The sequence below is a fragment of the Paenibacillus sp. FSL R7-0189 genome, assembly GCF_037969925.1.
GTDB classification, from domain to species: Bacteria; Bacillota; Bacilli; order Paenibacillales; family Paenibacillaceae; genus Paenibacillus_AQ; species Paenibacillus_AQ odorifer.
Map to the genome: position 1 here is coordinate 728,665 of NZ_CP150223.1, position 19,854 is coordinate 748,518.

Consider the following 19,854-nt stretch of genomic DNA (forward strand, 5'->3'; position numbering starts at 1 on the left):
CCCTGTAATGTTATCTGGAAATTAAACTACTTTGTGTTTGTATACCCGCATTGCTATTAAATAAGCAACTACTAGAATGGCTATGCACCATATGATGGCTCCCCAAATATCATTGCCGACAGGCTGCCCCATCAGGAGGGAGCGAACCGCCTCTACTATAGATGTAACGGGCTGGTTTTCAGCAAAGGCGCGAACGACTGGCGGCATCGATTCGGTAGGCACAAAGGCCGAGCTGATGAAAGGAAGGAAAATAATCGGATAGGAAAAAGCAGTCGCGCCGTCCACCGATTTTGCGGATAGTCCAGCAATTGCCGCGACCCAAGTTAGAGCCAGCGTAAACAATATGAGGATGCCAGCAACCGCCAGCCATGAGAGCACTCCTGCCGATGAACGAAACCCCATAATCAATGCAACAAGAATGATGACGCTAACTGAAATCGCATTGGATATCAGGGAGGTCAGCACATGTCCCCACAGCATGGTAGAACGTGCAATCGGCATAGAATGGAATCTCTGAAAAATCCCTTTTTGCACATCGTTAAACAGGCGGTAAGCCGTATAAGTTACACCACTTGCAATAGCGATCAGTATGATCCCGGGCAACAAATAATTCACATAGTTATCCGTACCCGCCTGGATGGCCCCACCGAACACGTAAACAAACAACAGCATAAATGCAATTGGCATGATAGTTACCGTGATGATGGTATCCATACTGCGGAGAATATGGCGCATAGAGCGTCCAAGCATTACACTCATGTCACTGAAAAAGTGCTTCTTAATCATTTCCATTTACTTCCCCTCCTTTTTGCCGATGATTGCGAGGAATATTTCCTCCAGCGTCGGCTGCTTTTCAATGTACTCAACTTTTGCGGGCGGGAAACGCTTTTTTAGTTCTTCGAGTGTACCGCTCGCAATAATTTTACCTTCATGTAGAATGGCGATTTGATCAGCAAGCTGCTCTGCTTCTTCCAAATACTGCGTCGTCAAAAAGACAGTCGTACCGCCGTCGGCAAGCTCCTTAACCATCTTCCATACATCAATCCTTGCCTCAGGATCAAGTCCAGTGGTTGGTTCGTCGAGGAAAATAATCTGCGGTTTTCCAACAAGGCTCATCGCGAGATCTAATCTCCGGCGCATCCCGCCTGAATAAGTGGATACCTTGCGATCCGCGGCATCGGTCAAAGTGAAGCGTTCCAGCAGATCGTCCGCAACTTGACGCGGATGCTTCTCATGGCGGAGCCTCGCAATCATGATCAGATTTTCCCGGCCGGTCAGAATCTCATCCACGGCGGCAAATTGACCCGTCAGGCTGATGGACTGGCGTACATAATCAGGCTTTGTGGCGACATCGAATCCGTTCACTGCAGCAGTCCCACCATCTTGATTTAGCAAAGTGGTGAGGATTTTGACAATGGTGGTCTTGCCTGCGCCATTGGAGCCAAGCAGGGCAAAAACGCTGCCCTGCTCCACTTCAAAATCCACCCCCTTTAAAACTTGAAGCTGTCTGTAGGACTTTTCCAACCCAACCACTTTAATGGACTTGTTCATTGCATTCCCTCCCTAAGGTTTTGTTAGCATATCTTCATGGAATTTTCCCCGCAAAACTCACTTCGGAAGCTCAGGCTTATAGGACTGTAACCTTTGTCAAATCAGCTTCCATGCCTTTGAGCGCAGCGAAGGTCAACTTATCCATCATTGCACCGTCAAAGTTGGTCGTTTTAATTGCACGATAAAACTTCTTGGATAACGAAAACCCGGAGAGGAATGACACATTTTTTAACGTCGCACCTCTAAACGAAATATCGTTCAGCGCCGACTTTTCAAACTTGACCCCGATAAAGGTCTGGCCGTCAAAACATAATCCCCGCAGATCTGAGGTTTTAAATTCCACACCGTCAAAGATACAGCTCTCAAAGATTGTTTTCGTAAGATCAGTCGTACACAGCTTGACGTCAGTCAGTCTTGTATTGATAAATTTCGCCCCTGTAAGTCCTGATGAGCTAAAGTTGGTACGAACAAGAATAGATTTGTGAAAGCTCGCATTTGCCAGTTCAATGCCGGACAGATTGCAGTCGGTGAGATTAGCGCTGTCGAACTTGGCCTCGCCTACGTCACTGCCCGCGAAAGAACTGCCAGTCAAGTCAGCGCCTGTAAAATCCGAACCCCGCAACGCGCTCACTTTAAAATCCCCTTTATGGGCGGTAACGCCTGCAAAATCACTCTTCGATAAGTTGCTCGCCCTAAAGCTCGTCACCACCTGACGCTCAAGTGAACGGGAGAGATTGGCAACCTCCTGCACCGTCTGTTCAATGTCGCCGATGCTGTCTATCGTCATCTTAAACGCCGTTTCATCATCCTTGCCTTCAGCCTTGAGTTCACTGAACCGCTCCTGCAAATCGGAAAGGAGGTCACTCTTTAATTCAGCAACGCTTTTTATCCCGTCATAGGGTGCGAATACGCCATTTAAATACATGTTTAATTTCTCATTCATATTATCAAGTCTCCTTATAATAAGTTTTCAAGCACACGCTTTGCGTACTCCCAATTAGTCTTGTTATTGGCGTAAACAGCTTTCCCCTTCTCGGTAATCCGAAAATACTTCCGTCGTCCCCCCTGAGACTCATCCCCCCAATACCATTCAATATCACCGTCTGCCTCAAGCCGCCGGACGCTGGAGTACATCGTAGCTTCTTTTAATTCATACTCGCCTCCGGAACGCTCAGCAATCAATTTGACGATTTCATATCCATAACGATCGGCTTCGGACAAGAGCCGTAATACCATCGTATCGGTATGTCCTCGCAGCAGATCGGATGTGATTTTGTTCTCACTCATTTCATCACCTCATAATCGCATTGTATATCATACTACTGTGACAGTCAAGGTACTTTGATCATCATGTTTATACAAAATAAAAAAATGCCGTCCTTAGTTGTCTAAGGCAGCATTTTTCTCTTGCAAGTCTGAAGTTCCAATCTACGCTAACCAGAAATAAGTTGATTTACGTCTGCTGGTAATTCACAGCTACCTGCAGGCAACCCTCACACAAAAATGCATAATAAATCCCCTCGCTGTCCTCGGCCTGTTCCATGTCCATTTGGGCAATAAACTTCATCGTCTTCGAACAGCAAGGGCACACAGGATATTCCGCATCCTGAATCCAAGCCGGATGTCCTCCAATCTGCGACGCAGGCGCCTCAAGCATCCAATATGAATTTTCATAGGTTCCCATCTGTCGTTCCGATAGCTGCATGGCATGCCATGATATTTCTTCCCTGTCTTCATTTGCAGGCAAAAAATCAGGAACGGTATTATATTCACTCCACGAATATTGGCCGTCCAGCTCCGCTTTCATAAACACGGTGCCATAACAATTACAATGCATGCAAGCTGCAATCCTTAACCGCTGGCCGGAAAGCTTCATAAATTGAACCAGTGGATTCTGCAAATCGTAATCAAACAGCACTGTCAACTTACCGCCACACCAAGGGCAGGAATGCTCACCCGCCTGTAGCGCCGCTACCGCCGTATGATCCCGATCCATCCCATTTTTTCCGTCCCTGTTTACTTCAAAATGATAACTCTCGGGGTAAAAAAGCAGCCTTTTCCCACCGTCGGGATCTAATTCCCATCCTGCTTCGTGAGCATAGCTTTCCGGAGACACATTTAACTCCGATGTCCATCGAGGTGGATGCTGCCGCCATGTCTCGAACTGCCGAACAACCTCTTCATCACCAATCCAGGCCATTGCAAGCAGCAAATGATTACGGTTTTCCGAGTCATGCTCTAACTGATGAATGATCTTATCACGGATCTCCTGACCCGCTTCTTTATAGAGAATACCGGGATAATACTTCCCTTTGTGAAAAAAAACCTCCAGCCCCCGTTCAATGCAAGCACTTGAAAAACATATAAGCGACAGTAAAATAGTCTCAGCCTGGTCAAAATCATCTTCTTCCATCAATTCAATGGCGTAGGATTCCAATCGCTCCCTTTCGCTTTCAGTCAGTTGACGATACAACTCCTGCGCGGTTTTGTGATAGGGGATTTCGTATTCAAGCGGGCTCAATCTCCGCGGTTTGTGCATGATTTTAAGAATTTCAACCGGATCATTCACACCTGCGTACAAATCAATGTCTTTTCGATTTTGTTCAATATAAGCCTTTTGCTCCAGCGCAAGCTTCCTCTGATGACAGGGCATGCAGATTCCACCTGTCTTTAAAGCAGTTGCAGGAAGTATGCTTCCCTTGCAGCCTGAGGTTTGGCAGGGTATACGCTCGCTCATCGTATCTCTCCTATTCTGTATAAGTTATTCTCAAAGACTATTATTAATAAGCTAAACTGCATTATAGAATTAGCTATATTATAGAATTAGCTGCATTAAATATACCACCGGATTTAGCAGCTTTAAATTCATTTCAGATTTCAATTGGATATATCCCCCACCATCACCTTATACCGAAATAAAAAAGGTTAACCAGATATTTCTGGTTAACCTGATAAACGAAAACTCCCCCGGATAAATAAGAACCGGTGCCCTTGTATTAAGCTTAATCCGTAATCTTCACATTTCCAAACACAGCCTTATTCCTCGAGTCATCCCCGGGATTGCTAAGTGCTATGCCAATATACACCTTGCGGTTCATCGGAATCTGAACAGTTCCGACCGTTTGCCAGTTATTCCCGTTCGTCGAAATAGCCCCTTTGAAGGTATTTCCACTTCGGGTCAGCTTTAGCCATCTTGGAGCCGAGGCAGCCGCAGTCTGATCAACCATATTGCCCGCAGTCTCTGCACGATACTGGAAGGTTGCCCCATTCTCGGGGGTAAGCATCATATCTGCATGCTTCGAATTATGACCCAGCGACTCCCGAATCATAATGCCGGCCTTGGCCCAGCCGTCCAATCGGCTAGTGGACTGCACTTTAACAATAATCTCCGCATTGCCTCGCACGGATTGGTATATATAATTCAGTTGATCTCCATTTCCCCAAATATCCGTAGAGCTGCTGCTGAGTGTAAATTGCTTATTGGAAGAATTGTAGGTAACGTTCCCCGGCATGGAACCAATATTCCGAGCCTTCCATCCTGCTGGTAATTGAGCCGGATAGTCTTGTTCTACCGGAGGCGTCCAGCCTGGCGTAGGCCAGGTTTCACGTTCTTTGATATTGGCCAGCTCATCTTCTGGCCAGGCCCCGTAAGCAAAGAACGACAGACGCTTCACACCTGGATAATTCTCGCGGATTCCCTTGTAAATCTCCTGATATTGATCATCTGTCCAGTCATTATCCAGCGTCGCAACAATTTCCACGTCACTGCCGTTAATCCGGTCGCTCGTATCCTTCAGGATGCCGTAGGAAGTGCTGTATACCCAATCACTGTTGAACTCCCAGTCATCAAAGTACGCCATTGGTGCAACAAAGTCGATATCATCCTTGAATTTCGCTACATTCTGCCCAACTTCAATGAATTCTGGCGGCAAAATATACACACCGAGCTGCACATCCGGCTTCGAGGACTGGGTGATATCCTGACGGATATCGCCCACATACTGTCCGATTTGATCGGTCCTCCATTCATTCCACTGCTCACGCTGAGGCGAATCTGTCTCGAAGTCAATGCTGAGCGGTGAATACCCGAACTGCGCCTGATACTTCGCAACCGTATAATCACTGACGTCCATGTTGTAATTGTCGAAGCGGATCCAATCCAGCACAACGCCATCCACATCATAATTCTCGATCACTTCCTGAATAATGGAACGCTCATACTGCTGCACTTCATGGTGAATCGGATTGACGAAGTATTCGTTGCCGTTAGAACCTGTAAACGGAGTCTGAACCCCATCAACCAGCGCCTGCATCTGCCATTCATCGTGCTCCAGGAAAGCCTGCTGATCATGGAACTGCGGAATCCAGGCATGAACCTTGATTCCTGCAGCATGGGCTGCCGTAATGACAGCCTGCAGGGCGTCGAAATTCTGGTAGCCTTGGGCAATTGGTGCGATATCACTCTGATAAAATACACTTCCAGACGGAACCTCATCATCTTCATCCTGCTTCACGTTCATGCTAATAACATCGACGCCATAGCTTGTAGACAGCGCGATGAAATTCTGAACATCCGTCATGTTCTTAAACTGGTTTACGGTCCGTACAATAACTTCCGTTTCGAAAGGGGGGTTACTCTCCTCCTCGGCCATAACAGGAACGGAACCACCGGCTATCGAAGAAACCAACACGATGCTTAACAGTGCTATGAACCTCGATCTCAACGCAAATGCCATAATCTCGCCTCCACAAGTATAAAATTTTATAATAGTCTTATTTCGTCGCGTTGATTTTCTTAACATTTTCCTGCCATTTTTCGGTTCTGAATTCAAGCAGCTTAGCCAGCCCCGCTTTTTCGGTGTTCTTTTTAGCTGTCTCCAGCGCCGACAGCACCGCTTCATCCGACTTCGCCTGTACTATCTGGGCGTAAGCAAGGGTATAAATATCCCCGATATTCTGTGCGATGATGCCGATCTCCGTATCCGGAATCGGATCGGTATTTACAAACTCCGTGATATCCAACGCGGTTTTCCAGGTCACCGTGGACTGCGCCACGGTCTCCCAGGATTTCTGGTTCGCGGAAAGCAGCGCCTCGAGGCTCATTTTCGCCGTATCAATAAAGGTTGTATTTCCCGCCCAGTTAAAGTCCTCGAATTTCCGCATCGTTTCCGTGCGCTCGTTAGCAGGAGTCGTCTTGTATTTCTCGTTCGGGATTGGCGCTCCGTCCGCATCCTCTTCATCCCAGTACAAGCCTTTAGGACCGAAGAAAAGCACCTTCTGTCCCTCCGGACCCGTAATCCAGTCAAAATAAGCGAAGATGGCCTCTGGATCCTTGGCCTTTTTCGTAATGACATTAACGTTCCAACCCAGCGTCTCAAAGCCGCTTACAAACACTTGTGTTTTGTCTAGACCGGCTTTATGAATCGGCCATATAATCTCATAACCGCTGTCCGGATTATTCGCTGTCAGTGCCCGGTGTCCCTCGGCTCCATACGTAGTGATATTGGATTCGACCATGACTGCTACCCGGTTGGTATTGACCTTTTCTTTGACCGCATCCTGGGTTTGCTGCAGAGCATCCTGCGTAATCAGCCGTTCACGATACAGCTTATTAATATACAGCACCATCTCCTCGTAAGCGGGATCGTCCAAGATAGATGACAGCTTGTCGCCATCCGGATATCCCATGAGTGAAATGAACTTACTGGTGGAGTTCTCCTTAAAACCACCATACATAATTTCCAGACCTGCCCCCTTCTCCCCAACCTCCAGAGGTACTACATCCGGATACTTTTCTTGCACCTTAAGCAAATATTGATACAAATCATCAAAGGTCTCCAGCAACGGTCTGCCGAGTTCGTTATAAATATCTTTATTCACCATCCATCCGCCGTTGCCGAATTGCCCGGATGTATACCAGTTCGGAATTTGATAGATTTTCCCGTCTTCTGAACGGAGCAAATTCAGGGTGGATTCCTTCACATATTTCTTGAAGTTCGGATACTTCTCATAGTAATCATCCAGCGCAACGAGTTGTCCTGCCTGCACCAGCCGTTCCACTGAGGATCCCCGGTCAGTAAAAATAACATCCGGTAAATCACCGCCGACGATCATCGTGTTGAGCTTTTCTCCGGCCGCTCCTCCGGATTGTATCGGTTCAACAGAAACCTTACGGTTCTCCTGAATCCATTTTGTCGCCTCATTATCCCCCCATGGTGATGTCGTAAGCCAGTCATAGTTTCCATAGAAGCTGAAGGTGACGGGCTTGATCCCGCTGCCGTCATCTGTGGCGGCCTCAGTATTCAGATTTTTCTCGCTTGTGGTTGGTGAAGTGTTAGAATTTCCTCCTCCGCTACAGGCAGCGAGAAGAAGCACCAGTGAAGTCAGCAAAAGAGATACCCATTTCATACGATTGCGCATCTTTTCCCTTCTTTCTACATAATATGGAGACTGCTATTCTTTCATCGAACCGATCATTACGCCCTTAACAAAGTACTTTTGGAGAAAAGGATACGTCAGGATAATTGGAATGGTAGCGATCATCATCGTAGCCATAGTCAGTGACTTCGTGGTAATCGTCCGATTTCGGTTCATATGATCCAGCGCGATAGCATTCGATGAGCCTATTTGGGTCATGATGTTGGAGTTCATAATCTGGCGCAGAAGGGTCTGTATAGGAAGCAAGTGATCCTTTGTAATATAGATCGCTCCCGTAAACCAGTCATTCCAGTAACCTACTGCGGTGAATAAGGCAATCGTGGCCAGCACCGGGCCGGAGACGGGAATGACGATTCGGAAAAAAATGCCGTAGTTGCTGCTGCCGTCGATTTTGGCCGATTCCTCCAACCCCTCCGGCAGAGCGTGGAAGAAGGTGCGGATGACAATCATGTTCCAGACACTTATGATGCCGGGGATAATCAGCACCCAAAAGGTGTCCAGCATACCCAAAGAGCGAACTAGTAAATAACTAGGGATGAGCCCTCCACTGAAGAACATCGTAATCATGAAGAACACCATATATTGTTTTCGAAATAGCAATGTCTTCTTGGACATTCCGTAGGCTAACAGTGCCGTGAAAAAGACAGACAATGCCGTGCCGCATAACGTTCTAAGAATGGTGATCAGAAAAGAATTCAGCAGGCGTTGATCCTGAAACACAATATAATAATTTTCCAGAGTAAAAGCTCTCGGTAACAAGGTTACACCACCGAGCGCCGTATCGCTCCCTAGATTAAAGGAAATGACCAGCGCATTCCAAAACGGGTATAGCATGAGTAACGCCAGCAGCGTCAAAAGGATATACATACTCCGCTGCATGATTTTGTCGCCTAGGCTTAGTCTCATTGTTCACCCCTCCTAAAAGGTTTATGGAGCATCGGAAGCATTCGCTATGAGTAGTAGTACTACCAGAGACTAACATCTGCCCGGCGAGCGATTTTGTTGGCCGTCACTAGCAGAATGACACTGATCACCGCCTTGAATAGCCCTACCGCTGTCGCATAAGAGAATCTGGCATTTAAAATCCCAACACGGTACACATAGGTGTCGATAACATCGGAGTAGGGTCGCAGAATTGGATTGGTTGCCAGCAGCAAAATGTCCTCGAAGCCCGCACTGAGCAGACTGCCGATGGCAAGAATCATAAAGATGATGATAATGGGGGTAATGCTGGGGAGTGTAATCAAGTGAATTTGCTTAAACCGGCTTGCTCCATCTATAGAAGCGGCCTCATATAGGGTTGGATCAATGCCTGCAATCGCGGCCAGGTAGACAATGCTCCCGAATCCGACCTCTTTCCACACATTTACGCTTACTAGAATCGACCAGAAGTATTTGGGTAACGCCAGGAAGTTAACTGGTTCCCCAACCAGATTGAATCGCTCCAGCACATAGTTCACCGTCCCGTTGTCAACGGATAACAGCGAAAATACAAAACCGGATACTATAACCCAGGACAGGAAATAAGGTAAATAACTGACGGTCTGGATAATGCGTTTAAAGCCCATATTCCCTATTTCATTCAGCATCAGCGCAAGAAGAATCGGGGCAGGAAAAGAGATAATCAATTTAAGCAAGCTGATCACAAGGGTATTTCGCATCACATTCCAGAACTCCGGCGCCTCGAAGAACATTCTGAAATGCATAAATCCAACCCATGGGCTCTTCATAATGCCGCCAAAAATATCGTATTGCTGGAATGCCATAACCACGCCATACATCGGAATGTAGCTAAAAATGAATACAAAGATAATTCCCGGCCAAACCATGGACTGCAAATCCAATTGACTGATAAATTTCTTCCATCTACGCGGTTTCTCGGCCGTGTTCATCCGCTTTTCCTCCTCTGGACGATTCTAGTGAAACAACGGCAACAACGATTTGTTCTTCTCCAGCATTTCATCCAGCAGTTGTTCAGCTACGGTGACCGAAGGCACGAGCGGATGATGAACCATAGCCTGCAGGGCTATATCCCGGTCTCCGTGCACAGCCGCTTCGATGGTGAGGCTCTCGTATTGTTTGACTGCAGCCAGCAAGCCTTTTACGGGCTGAGGAATTATGCGCAGCGGAATCGGCAGCGGACCTTGCTTGGTGACCATACAATTCACCTCAATGGAGGCATCGTCCGGCAAGAAGTCAATAATTCCGTTATTCCTTACATTCAACGTCTGGATATCGCGGGAATCATTATAAATGGAGCGCATCAGCAGCACTGCCGCCTCCGAGTAGTAGGCTCCGCCGCGCTGTTCCAACTGCTTGGGCTTTTCCTTCAGCTCTACGTTCCGGTACAGTTCAAACAGCTCTTCCTCCACCTTCTTCACTACCTCAGCGCGCGATCCAGTCGTTGCTGCTGCTTCCTTCTGTTCCGCAAGCATCGCGTCCGTCATATAGTAATAGCTCAGGTAATAAGAGGGAATCGCTTTCAAAGCATTCAGAAACCGGTAGTCCCAGGAATCAAACGGCACATTGCTCGCCTTGTAACTCTGCGGGTAATCAATGAGCTCCTGCAGCTTGCTTTTACCGTCAATCACGATATCGGATACCCAGTGCAGATGGTTGATGCCGACAAACTCCGCGTAGATCTTCTCCATAGGAAGTCCGAAGAACTCGGAGAGCCACTTTTGAAAACCGATCGGTGAGTTGCACAATCCTACGCTTTTTACCGATGAGTATTTGTGAACAGCTTCTGTCACCATACCGGCCGGATTCGTAAAATTCAGCAACCAGGCATCCGGAGCCAGCTCCTCAATGTCTTTGCAAATATCCAGAATGACCGGGATGGTCCGTAGGCCTTTCATCATCCCTCCGGGACCTGTCGTCTCCTGGCCGATGACATTGTATTGAAGCGGAATTAATTCGTCCCATTTGCGCGCTTCCAGCATGCCTACCCGGATTTGCGTGCATACAAAGTCCGCTCCGGCAATGGCTTCCCTGCGTTCAAACGTCTGGACCACGGTAATCGGCAGTCCGGACTCAGCGATCATGCGTTTGCTCAGTTCTGCAATCGTATGCAGCTTCTCCCTTCCCTCCTCAATATCCACCAGCCATACTTCGCGGATGGGAAGCTCTTGGTGATGCAGGATGATGCCTTCAATAAGCTCAGGCGTATACGATGATCCCGCTCCGATGACAACCAGCTTCAATGTTTCCTCCATGATAGACCCTTCCTTCATCTTTTTCATTTTGGTCTTATAAAAACTAGCCTATTGTGTTCGGTACTTTCCCCTGTGATAGATTATCTAGAACCTTCTGATCTACACGCATACCGCTGCTTTCCATAGCCAGAACGACCGATCCTACAACCGGCTCCCGGGTCAAAATCCTTAAAGTGCCATTCGGAGCCGACAACTTCACTCTTCTCTCAATGGCCCGCCGGATGATGCCTGAGCGGTCTCCCTTTGTCAGCAGGCTGCCTGCAAGTACGATGTCGAAGAAGTCCTCCTCCATGCCCAAGCGACGGATGGCCGATACCGCGGCCAAACCCAGCTCATCCCCTTGCTTGACCAGCAGCTCGGTGGCAACCTGGTCCCCTTCCTCTGCCGCTTGAAATAATAGTTCAGCAATATGGGGAGGCAGGTCTCTGAAATGATCCAGGTAATCCTCTCTTAATTCCGACACATTGGAATAGCCCAACAATTGCGTTAAGCGTTCGGTTAGGACCGTCTCCTTCTCTCTTCCCTCATCCGCCCGAAGGACGCTACGGAATACCTCAATACTTAAATCATAGCCACCGCCATAATCCCCGAACCGGTAGCCGAATCCACCACATTGGTATGTAGCACCCAACGGATTTTTACCACTACAGTTCACGCCCGATCCGCAAATCAGCACGATCCCGTAGTTCTTCTCTGTACCTGACCGCAAGGCTATCCATGTATCGCAGGAAATCTCAGTTTGGGGAAGATCAAAGCTGCTGATGATCGGTCGCAAAATCCGGAAATCAGCCTCTCTGTCCGCTCCCGCTAAGCCGAACCAGGAGTAATCCAGCTGATCCTTGGTCAGCCCTGACGCCATAATTGCTTCCGATAGGGCCTGCTGCAAACTGTTCACCGCCTGCTCACGGTTTATTTGATGATTTCCGATCCCACCCTTGCCAACTCCGATGACCTTCCCTTGTTCATCTGCAATCATTGCGTGGGTTTTACTGCCTCCTGCATCAACTCCCAAAAAATACTTCACGGATGATTTCACTCCTAAATTCAAGGTAATCTAACAGATGCGGTGGATTCACGAATGAGTAGCTGCGGAGCGAGCTTCGTTACAGCGGGCGGCATCACCTCCCCATTGATCATTTTTAGTAGTAAATCAACGCCTATATTGCCCATTTGTGCCTCAGGTTGTCTGACCGTCGTCAACCGCGGGTAAAATTCACCTACGAACTGCTGATCATCAAATCCAACAATTGAGATATCGTGGGGTACTCGAATTCCCTCTTCCCGGAGAGCCTGAACCATTCCAAGAGCAATAAAATCGTCCCCCGAAAAAAAAGCTGTCGGCAGCTTATCTTCGCGGATCCATCTCTTGGCCACCTCATAGCCGCCGCTTACTGTAAAGCTGCAGTATTCCGTTCCGAATGGCGTTAACCCGGCATCCTCGAGCGCTTGGACATAACCTCGCTTTCGCTCCGCTACACTTAGAAATACCGAAGGGCCGCCAATATAGGCAATTTGAGTGTGCCCAAGATCGATCAAGTGCTTTGTAGCCTCATACCCGCCTTGATAGTTATCGACCACGACGCTAGGCACATCCTCATGCTGAAACTGGTTATCCAGCAATACAAACGGAATGTTTTTTCTTTTCAGTTCCTCTACATATGCCTTTTCTTCAAGTGGGGACAACAGGATAATTCCGTCAACGCGATCCTTCTGAAACAGGAAATTATCGCCCTCATCCTCATTCTCGGCGATCGATAGGGCTAAAAAATACCCTTGCGCTGCCAGCTTCCGGTTCACCACGCGAATAACCCGGTCATAGAAAGAGTCGTTAAAGTTGGTAATCGACATCCCGATGACTCCCGTTTTGCCCCTCACAAGACTCCGCGCTGCTGAATTGGGCTGATAATTCAATTCCTCCATAGCTTTCAGCACTTTCTGTCTATTAGCTTCCCGTACAGAGGGTAAATTGTTAAGCACCCTGGATACGGTCACTACAGAGAGTCCCGACTTTTTGGCTACATCATGTATATTCATCTTAGCTTCCATACCTCCGTCACCCGAAAGTTTAAACGATTAAACTTTTTAGGTAAATAAAAAAACCTTACCTTTCGTGATATTTCTATGTTCTGATTGAAAATTGCACACTGAATGTCAGCTTTGCCTCTATCAAGAACACCAAAATTCTTTACAAAAGTTTTAAGGTTTTAACTAATTTACATTCTACTTACATTTCCAATATCCGTCAATACATAAAATGCAGCCAAAACAAAAAGCAACTCATCCGCAGACAAGTTGCTTTTTAGACACGCTATTCCCCTCTTCCATTGCTTCTATCATCCTCAGGTTAATTGGTAATTACCCATTTTTGTCGATCAAGAGTAGGATCAAGCTCGCTTAGGGACAGTGTCGACCCATCCGCTGATACTTCCAGCGCTTTCTTATGATGAGCAGAAATAATACTTACGGTACCATCATCATTTTTGTGAAAAATCCAACGCTGATTGTTATATCCGAGATAAGGGTATAACTGGATTTTATTTTGCCCTGTGTCTAGATCAAGCGCCTGACCGGCTGTTGTACGAATAGAATAAGAACCTGCATCGTCCCCCGTCGGCACGAATACCCACTTCTGATCCGTAGAATCATTCGCATCCTTCAGTGTAACAGCTTCACCATTTGCGAGATTTGCTGTATAAAGGGATTTCTGTAGTTCTGCATTTACTAGACTGGAAGTGGTTAAATTGGCAGGTGTTGCTCCGCTCACGTTAACGTTTTGATATGAAGCATTTCCGCCAAATACATGTAGTCCAAAGCGGCCTTCGGCAAATGTGCCGTCCTGGAGGTCGATCACTTTCTGCCCATCCACATAAACCACGATATGCGGGCCCTTCGCTTCGATTTTCACTTTGTAGGTTTGACCCGGCTGAATGAACGTCGGAACTTTTGCTAGAATCTGACGCTCTTCAATACGGCCGTCGATTTTATAAAACAGACGGATGGACTTCATATTCGGATCCAGATTTAAGTAGTATCCGCTGCGTCCATCTTCGCTGGCACGGAACAACATAGAGCCTGCTCCTCCGGATTTCCCTAACATCATATCTGCTTCATAAGTAAAATCTCCTGCCTGCTTCTCTGCGATATAATTCGCGTCACTCAAGTAATTTCCACGAATCCCATTTTCACCAATGACCCAGGAGGCTGCAGATAGATCTTTAGTCCACCCACTTAAGTTCGTATGAAATTCACCCCCAGATACCTTAACTAATAAGCTAGCTGATGTCTTCCCATTTGGAGTAGAGACGGTAATGATAGACTCGCCTTCTTTTTTAGCTACAAGGGTTGCCTGGGATTTATCCACCACGTTTAGTTCAACTACATCCTTGTTACTGGAATTCCATTTAAGCGGCTGTGCCCCATTACCGGTACCATTCTCTACCATCGCCAAAAGTATGTCGCTTTGCCCCTTGCTCAGTTCGCGATCACTTGTATCCATCATTATCTTGGTAGCTGAGCCCGTCTCCTGATTCCATACAGAGCCTAACTGATTCACCTTCAGAGATACGACTTTTACGTTGCCTCCTTTGGTGTAAAAACTCAAAGCTCTGCTGGCTGGATCCGGAAAAATGACGTCAGAGAAAACAACTTTACCGTTGTTGCCAAAAACCTCAACAGAAGACTCATCTACAAGGATACGCAGCTTAACTCGCTTGTTCTCCGTTTGCATTGCCGCTTCATGTCTTGTACTAAATAGATTCGAAAAATCCGTCAAACCAGATGCAGACCGATCCACGAAAATCCGACCCTCACTAGGTTTATATCCAACAACCGTTTGCTGACTTCCCCCTACACGAACGTTAAAGCCAAATTCACTAACCTGACTACCTGCTGGAATTTCTACTTCAGCTTCAATTTCGTATGCACCAGAGGTAACCCCTTTCAATAGATTCTGAGAAGAAGGACTCACCTCTTTGTTAGCAGTAGAATACAGCTGATTACGCAGCGATTCCAACTCCTTGATCGGACTTTGAGCGAGCTGAATCCCATCTTTTGTCGTTACTAATGAGACTTCTCTTGGGATTGACAGTACGCCTTTCCAATGGGTTGTTGGAAAAGCAAACGGATAGTCCCAGTTTGTCATCCACGCCATCATTACGCTGCGATGATCTGGCATGTTCGAAAAAGACATTGAAGCGTAGAATTCTTTTCCAAAATCTGTTCGCAAAACTTTCCCTGCCGGATTATCATTAACGAATTTACCTTCCGCTGTTAAATGACCCACAAAATATTCAGCATCTGATCCGCCTGTTTTTGAATTCGCTCCTGTACTAATCATCAGAACCCATTTTTTCTGTGATGTTCCGTCTACCGAAAGCTGAAGCAAATCCGGACATTCCCATACACCGCCGCGAACATATTCCCCGTATCCCCAGCTATCTGTTAGGGTCCAATCAAGTAGATTTGTTGAAGTAAAGAAACGAATATGATCTCCACCGGATACAACCATTACCCATCTGTTATTGTCGTTATCACGAATCACTTTCGGATCACGGAAATTCCAACCTCCGGGCTCCCCTCCATTATCGCCTGGATTTCCGATAACCATAGGACGCGTCTTGGAATATTCCCAAGTACGACCTTGGTCCTTGCTGTATGCAAGACCGATACGCTGATTCCCATTCGGGCCATCGGGATTATAGGAAGTGTAGTAGGCAATCAGCCCCTTGCCTCCTGAATCCCCGAACAAACCTGATGCATTCGTCAAATCTGCCACAGCTGATCCAGACCAGACATGCCCATGATCATTCCACGGCAGCGCAATCGGAAGGCGCTTCCAGTTCAGCATATCTTTACTGACAGAATGTGCCCATGTGCCTCCGTCCTGATGGAATAGATGATATTCTCCATCGAAGTAGACAAGTCCGTTAGGATCACTGGCAGAACCACGAATTGGCGTATAGTGGTATTGAGGACGATATTTTTCATTATAATAACTGCTGGCATCCGTCACATAGGTATCCTGGAAGTAAGCCGTTCCCTGTTTAACGACGATTCCTGCATATCCATCGGTATAGGTTTTATCTGTTAGATCGATCGCAGCCGGGGTGTATCCGTCTAGGAAGACCTGAATTCTGTTTCCCTTCGCCTTTATCTCTACATGATGTTTTGCTCCGGTCTGACTTGGATAGGTTTGCTGTGAACTTGCAATTGTTGCTCCGTTAGCTTTCGTCAAACTTACACGAACCTGATTTCCTTCCTTTGTCAGGGATGCTTCATATCCCTTTGTTCCATCAGCCGATGAACGAAATGCGAGCGCTGCAACAGAATCAGGACGAAGAGATATATTTCCTTCATATACAAAATCAGCAGCTTGTTTATTATAAATTTGCTGTGACTTCATCTGGTTTACTGCCATTCCTTTTTTGCCGTTGATATTAGGCTGCCATTGTCCTTTATTTGTAACCACAGCACCCAGATTTCCTTTCAGGTCGCTTACGATAATATTTTGGAACAAAACAGAACCATTCCATACATTGAGCCCTAGCTTACCAGTACGATACGCATGATCCTGAACCTCAATCACAGATTTATATTCGTTGTCCCAATATACTTTCAGTGATGAACCCTCTGCTTTTACCTTGAGATGATAGATCTCTCCTGCCTTAACAGTAACCTTCCGCTCCTCTTTTAATTTCCCTTCACCATCACTTGCGTCTCGTAAGCGGATCATACCTGCATTCGGAACAATTTGTAGCATGTAGGAACCCCAGCCATCTTCATTAGAACGGAACAATAAGGTCGCGTCCACTTGCATATCCTTGATCATGACATCAGCTTCATAGATAAAATCCTCTGATACCGTTTCGGAGATTGCCATTACATTTTCTTGTGGATCAGAAGTCAGTAAAATCCCTTCAACAGTATCCGCCAACTTACCTTTTCCTTTTATTTGCCAACCTGTCAAGTTTGTGTTTGTTTTGGTTACGCTTTCAAAAATAGAAAGCCCCTCCTTAGCTTGTTTACTTACCTCCTGATCAGCGGGCGCAGCCCACCCAGTACCGGGATTTGCTACATAAATGCCTGCTGAAGTCATAACAAATCCTGTTGCCATGAGAAAGGGCAAAACTAATTTTCCTTTATTTTTCATCTTCTTCAGCCTCTTTTCTATCATTAATATTGAAAAACAAGAAGGAGGCCAATTCATTACTGCACTGACCTCCTCTCTATATTCTTTTACAATTGAGCAGAAATCTGAATTTCCAGTGCTGTGAGTCCAAGAGCCAGAGCACCACATAATCCCGCCTGTTGGCCTAGACCTGGTGGAACGATATACTCATCTATGTGTTCTAAAATAGTACTTGAGCTAACATAACCGTTCAGGTTCTGAAGCACGGCCTGCCGAATAAGTGGAAACAATTGTGATTGCTGCATAACACCACCACCCAGAATGATTTTCTGAGGAGAGTTAAGCAATATAGCACCCGTAATCGACTGCGCAATATAAAATGCTTCCATTTCCCATGCAAGGTGATCTATAGGAAGTTCATGTCCCTTCTTCCCCCACCTTGCTTCAATAGCAGGACCTGCCGCCATCCCTTCTAGGCAGTCCCCATGATAGGGACATCCCCCTGGGAATTCATCTTCAGGATGGCGTCTTGTAAGAACGTGACCCCCTTCAGGATGCACAAGACCATGAATAAGTTTGCCCTCTGAATACACTCCCACACCAACACCCGTGCCAACTGTATAGTATAAACAGCTGGATAACCCTTGGGCAGCGCCCCATTTGGCTTCACCAAATGCCGCTGCATTGACGTCCGTGTCCCAGCCAAAGGGAACCGAAAAGTATCTTTTCAAAGTGCCCAGCATATCGTAATTTCCCCAACCTGGTTTTGGTGTTGTTGTAACGTAACCATACGTCGGGCTATCTGGGCGTATATCGATTGGACCAAACGATCCAATTCCGATAGCTTCTACTGGTTTGTCTTGAAAATATTGAATAACTTTGGGCAACGTCAACTCAGGATGTTCTGTCGGGAAACTGATCTGATCTTCAATGATCCCATTTTCATTCCCGATGCCACATATAAACTTCGTCCCGCCAGCTTCTATCGCTCCTATACGCATATACAAGACTCCTCTCGGTGACTAATTCTTGTCTTGCTCAGCAGAGAGAGTAAGCTCATAGATATCCAGGGAAATCAGCAAGTCATTCTCATTTTCTGCAAACACAGCAATACCTTTAGATTCTAGTCCAGGGAATATAAGATCCGTAATCACTGCCTGACCTCCATTACTAAACACCTCAACGGAAGAGCGATCCACATAAATACGGAGATCATTTGACTCATCAAGCGCTGCGAGTTTGGCTGAATGATGTCCTACGAAATGTTCATGGAAATCATGCTGGCCCGAAGCCTTCCGGTCTACATAAAGTTCCTCTGTGTCACCGTTGATACCGATCACTGTTTGTTCATCCGCACCAATTCTTACTTTGAAACCTACAGATTTACCCCGAGTGAACTCAGCTATAATCTCATAAGATTCCAAGCGAATCTCTTTAAGAAGAGTATTGATTTCTTGCACCGTTGCATTTTTTATAGAAAGGACTTGTACACGAGCTGATTCCAACTCTTGTACCGGCTTCTGCACAAGAAAAGTTCCCCCTTGTCTTGATTCGAGCTGAAGTTCTCTTGCAATTGTCATCGCACCACGGAATTCTTCTGCTGGCGTCTTGTTAGCATACATCCAGTTGCTCATCCAGCCGATAAATAGTCTTCTTCCATCCTCAGCCGGTATATCGGACCAGCTTACACCTGCATAGTTATCTCTTCCATAATCAAGCCAGCGAACTTTTATCGAATCTTCATCTGGCGTGAACACTTCTCCATCAAAATCCCCTGTAAAATACTGTGTTCTTGATCCTTCCACAAAAGCGGGATCCGCACCGATGCTCACTAGCATCACCCATTTCGTGTTCGAAGGATCGCCATCAATGGCCAGCGGGAACAAGTCCGGGCATTCCCATACCCCGTCATGAGAACCGATTCCTTCTCCGAATTCACTGGCAAATGTCCAGTTCATCAGATCAGGAGAATGATATAGACACACCGTTTGACCACAAGCTACAATCATCACCCATTTATTAGTATCTTTATTCCAAAATACTTTCGGGTCACGGAAATCAATGAATGTATCATGTTCAAGTACCGGATTCCCATCATATTTCGTCCAGGTTCTTCCGTTATCTTTACTATAGGCCAAGCTTTGACGCTGAATTGCTGGCTTGCCTTCCGGCATATCCAAATGGTGTGTAAAAATTGCTACTAGACCTGGTTTATCTTCAAAAAATCCAGTCGTATTGTTCCAGTCGACTACGGCACTGCCGGAAAAAATCATACCTAATTCATCTGGAGCAAGAGCGATAGGCAGCTCCTCCCATGTAACAAGATCCTTACTGACCGCATGGCCCCAGTGCATAGCGCCCATAGTCATTCCACCTGGATGGTGCTGAAAAAACAAATGATATTCATCCTCAAAATAAACCATTCCGTTTGGATCATTCATCCACTTTTCCTTAGGGGAAAAATGATACACTCCGCGGTAATTTTGTTTCGCAATCGTAGACATTATTGTTTTCTCCTTTACT

General features: G+C 46.5%; 15 protein-coding genes. All 15 read right to left on the bottom strand.

Going from position 1 to position 19,854, the window contains the following annotated elements:
• Positions 1–21: 21 nt before the first annotated feature.
• Complete coding sequence (locus tag MKY63_RS03165) at positions 22–792, bottom strand: ABC transporter permease (protein ID WP_036675795.1); 771 nt, start codon at positions 790–792, stop codon at positions 22–24.
• Positions 793–1,551: an ATP-binding cassette domain-containing protein gene (locus tag MKY63_RS03170; protein WP_036675796.1), complete on the bottom strand. Its 759-nt coding sequence runs from the start codon at positions 1,549–1,551 to the stop codon at positions 793–795.
• Between the two features lie 76 nt (positions 1,552–1,627).
• Positions 1,628–2,494 (bottom strand): pentapeptide repeat-containing protein, encoded by an 867-nt coding sequence (locus MKY63_RS03175; RefSeq protein WP_339811495.1) that lies wholly within the window; start codon positions 2,492–2,494, stop codon positions 1,628–1,630.
• Between the two features lie 14 nt (positions 2,495–2,508).
• Entirely contained in the window at positions 2,509–2,838 is a 330-nt protein-coding gene (locus MKY63_RS03180) for a PadR family transcriptional regulator (RefSeq protein WP_036675798.1), read from the bottom strand.
• Between the two features lie 166 nt (positions 2,839–3,004).
• Positions 3,005–4,288 carry a hypothetical protein gene (locus MKY63_RS03185; RefSeq protein WP_036675800.1) on the bottom strand — a complete coding sequence of 428 codons (1,284 nt, stop codon included), beginning with the start codon at positions 4,286–4,288 and terminating at the stop codon, positions 3,005–3,007.
• Between the two features lie 265 nt (positions 4,289–4,553).
• Entirely contained in the window at positions 4,554–6,287 is a 1,734-nt protein-coding gene (locus MKY63_RS03190; protein WP_036675802.1) for a family 10 glycosylhydrolase, read from the bottom strand.
• Positions 6,288–6,324: 37 nt separating this feature from the next.
• Positions 6,325–7,971, bottom strand: coding sequence for an extracellular solute-binding protein (locus tag MKY63_RS03195; RefSeq protein WP_036675803.1), 1,647 nt, complete (start codon positions 7,969–7,971; stop codon positions 6,325–6,327).
• A 33-nt stretch (positions 7,972–8,004) separates the two neighbouring features.
• On the bottom strand, positions 8,005–8,895 hold the full coding sequence (locus MKY63_RS03200) for a carbohydrate ABC transporter permease (RefSeq protein WP_036675805.1): 891 nt from the start codon (positions 8,893–8,895) through the stop codon (positions 8,005–8,007).
• Between the two features lie 59 nt (positions 8,896–8,954).
• Complete coding sequence (locus tag MKY63_RS03205; protein WP_036675807.1) at positions 8,955–9,881, bottom strand: ABC transporter permease subunit; 927 nt, start codon at positions 9,879–9,881, stop codon at positions 8,955–8,957.
• Between the two features lie 24 nt (positions 9,882–9,905).
• Positions 9,906–11,204: a 6-phospho-beta-glucosidase gene (locus MKY63_RS03210; protein ID WP_036675809.1), complete on the bottom strand. Its 1,299-nt coding sequence runs from the start codon at positions 11,202–11,204 to the stop codon at positions 9,906–9,908.
• Between the two features lie 43 nt (positions 11,205–11,247).
• Entirely contained in the window at positions 11,248–12,228 is a 981-nt protein-coding gene (locus MKY63_RS03215; RefSeq protein ID WP_036675810.1) for a BadF/BadG/BcrA/BcrD ATPase family protein, read from the bottom strand.
• Between the two features lie 20 nt (positions 12,229–12,248).
• Positions 12,249–13,250, bottom strand: a complete 1,002-nt coding sequence (locus tag MKY63_RS03220) for a LacI family DNA-binding transcriptional regulator (protein ID WP_036675812.1) — start codon at positions 13,248–13,250, stop codon at positions 12,249–12,251.
• A 298-nt stretch (positions 13,251–13,548) separates the two neighbouring features.
• On the bottom strand, positions 13,549–17,352 hold the full coding sequence (locus MKY63_RS03225; RefSeq protein ID WP_051490875.1) for a GH32 C-terminal domain-containing protein: 3,804 nt from the start codon (positions 17,350–17,352) through the stop codon (positions 13,549–13,551).
• 86 nt (positions 17,353–17,438) lie between these two features.
• Positions 17,439–18,332 (bottom strand): ROK family protein, encoded by an 894-nt coding sequence (locus MKY63_RS03230; RefSeq protein WP_036675814.1) that lies wholly within the window; start codon positions 18,330–18,332, stop codon positions 17,439–17,441.
• Between the two features lie 21 nt (positions 18,333–18,353).
• Positions 18,354–19,835 (bottom strand): glycoside hydrolase family 32 protein, encoded by a 1,482-nt coding sequence (locus MKY63_RS03235; protein WP_036675815.1) that lies wholly within the window; start codon positions 19,833–19,835, stop codon positions 18,354–18,356.
• Positions 19,836–19,854: the final 19 nt, after the last annotated feature.

Bases quoted from the DNA above. Each gene is read 5' to 3' on its own strand.
- MKY63_RS03165 (WP_036675795.1), bottom strand. From the start codon at position 792: ATGGAAATGATTAAGAAGCACTTTTTCAGTGACATGAGTGTAATGCTT.
- MKY63_RS03170 (WP_036675796.1), bottom strand. From the start codon at position 1,551: ATGAACAAGTCCATTAAAGTGGTTGGGTTGGAAAAGTCCTACAGACAG.
- MKY63_RS03175 (WP_339811495.1), bottom strand. From the start codon at position 2,494: ATGAATGAGAAATTAAACATGTATTTAAATGGCGTATTCGCACCCTAT.
- MKY63_RS03180 (WP_036675798.1), bottom strand. From the start codon at position 2,838: ATGAGTGAGAACAAAATCACATCCGATCTGCTGCGAGGACATACCGAT.
- MKY63_RS03185 (WP_036675800.1), bottom strand. From the start codon at position 4,288: ATGAGCGAGCGTATACCCTGCCAAACCTCAGGCTGCAAGGGAAGCATA.
- MKY63_RS03190 (WP_036675802.1), bottom strand. From the start codon at position 6,287: ATGGCATTTGCGTTGAGATCGAGGTTCATAGCACTGTTAAGCATCGTG.
- MKY63_RS03195 (WP_036675803.1), bottom strand. From the start codon at position 7,971: ATGCGCAATCGTATGAAATGGGTATCTCTTTTGCTGACTTCACTGGTG.
- MKY63_RS03200 (WP_036675805.1), bottom strand. From the start codon at position 8,895: ATGAGACTAAGCCTAGGCGACAAAATCATGCAGCGGAGTATGTATATC.
- MKY63_RS03205 (WP_036675807.1), bottom strand. From the start codon at position 9,881: ATGAACACGGCCGAGAAACCGCGTAGATGGAAGAAATTTATCAGTCAA.
- MKY63_RS03210 (WP_036675809.1), bottom strand. From the start codon at position 11,204: ATGGAGGAAACATTGAAGCTGGTTGTCATCGGAGCGGGATCATCGTAT.
- MKY63_RS03220 (WP_036675812.1), bottom strand. From the start codon at position 13,250: ATGGAAGCTAAGATGAATATACATGATGTAGCCAAAAAGTCGGGACTC.
- MKY63_RS03225 (WP_051490875.1), bottom strand. From the start codon at position 17,352: ATGAAAAATAAAGGAAAATTAGTTTTGCCCTTTCTCATGGCAACAGGA.
- MKY63_RS03230 (WP_036675814.1), bottom strand. From the start codon at position 18,332: ATGCGTATAGGAGCGATAGAAGCTGGCGGGACGAAGTTTATATGTGGC.
- MKY63_RS03235 (WP_036675815.1), bottom strand. From the start codon at position 19,835: ATGTCTACGATTGCGAAACAAAATTACCGCGGAGTGTATCATTTTTCC.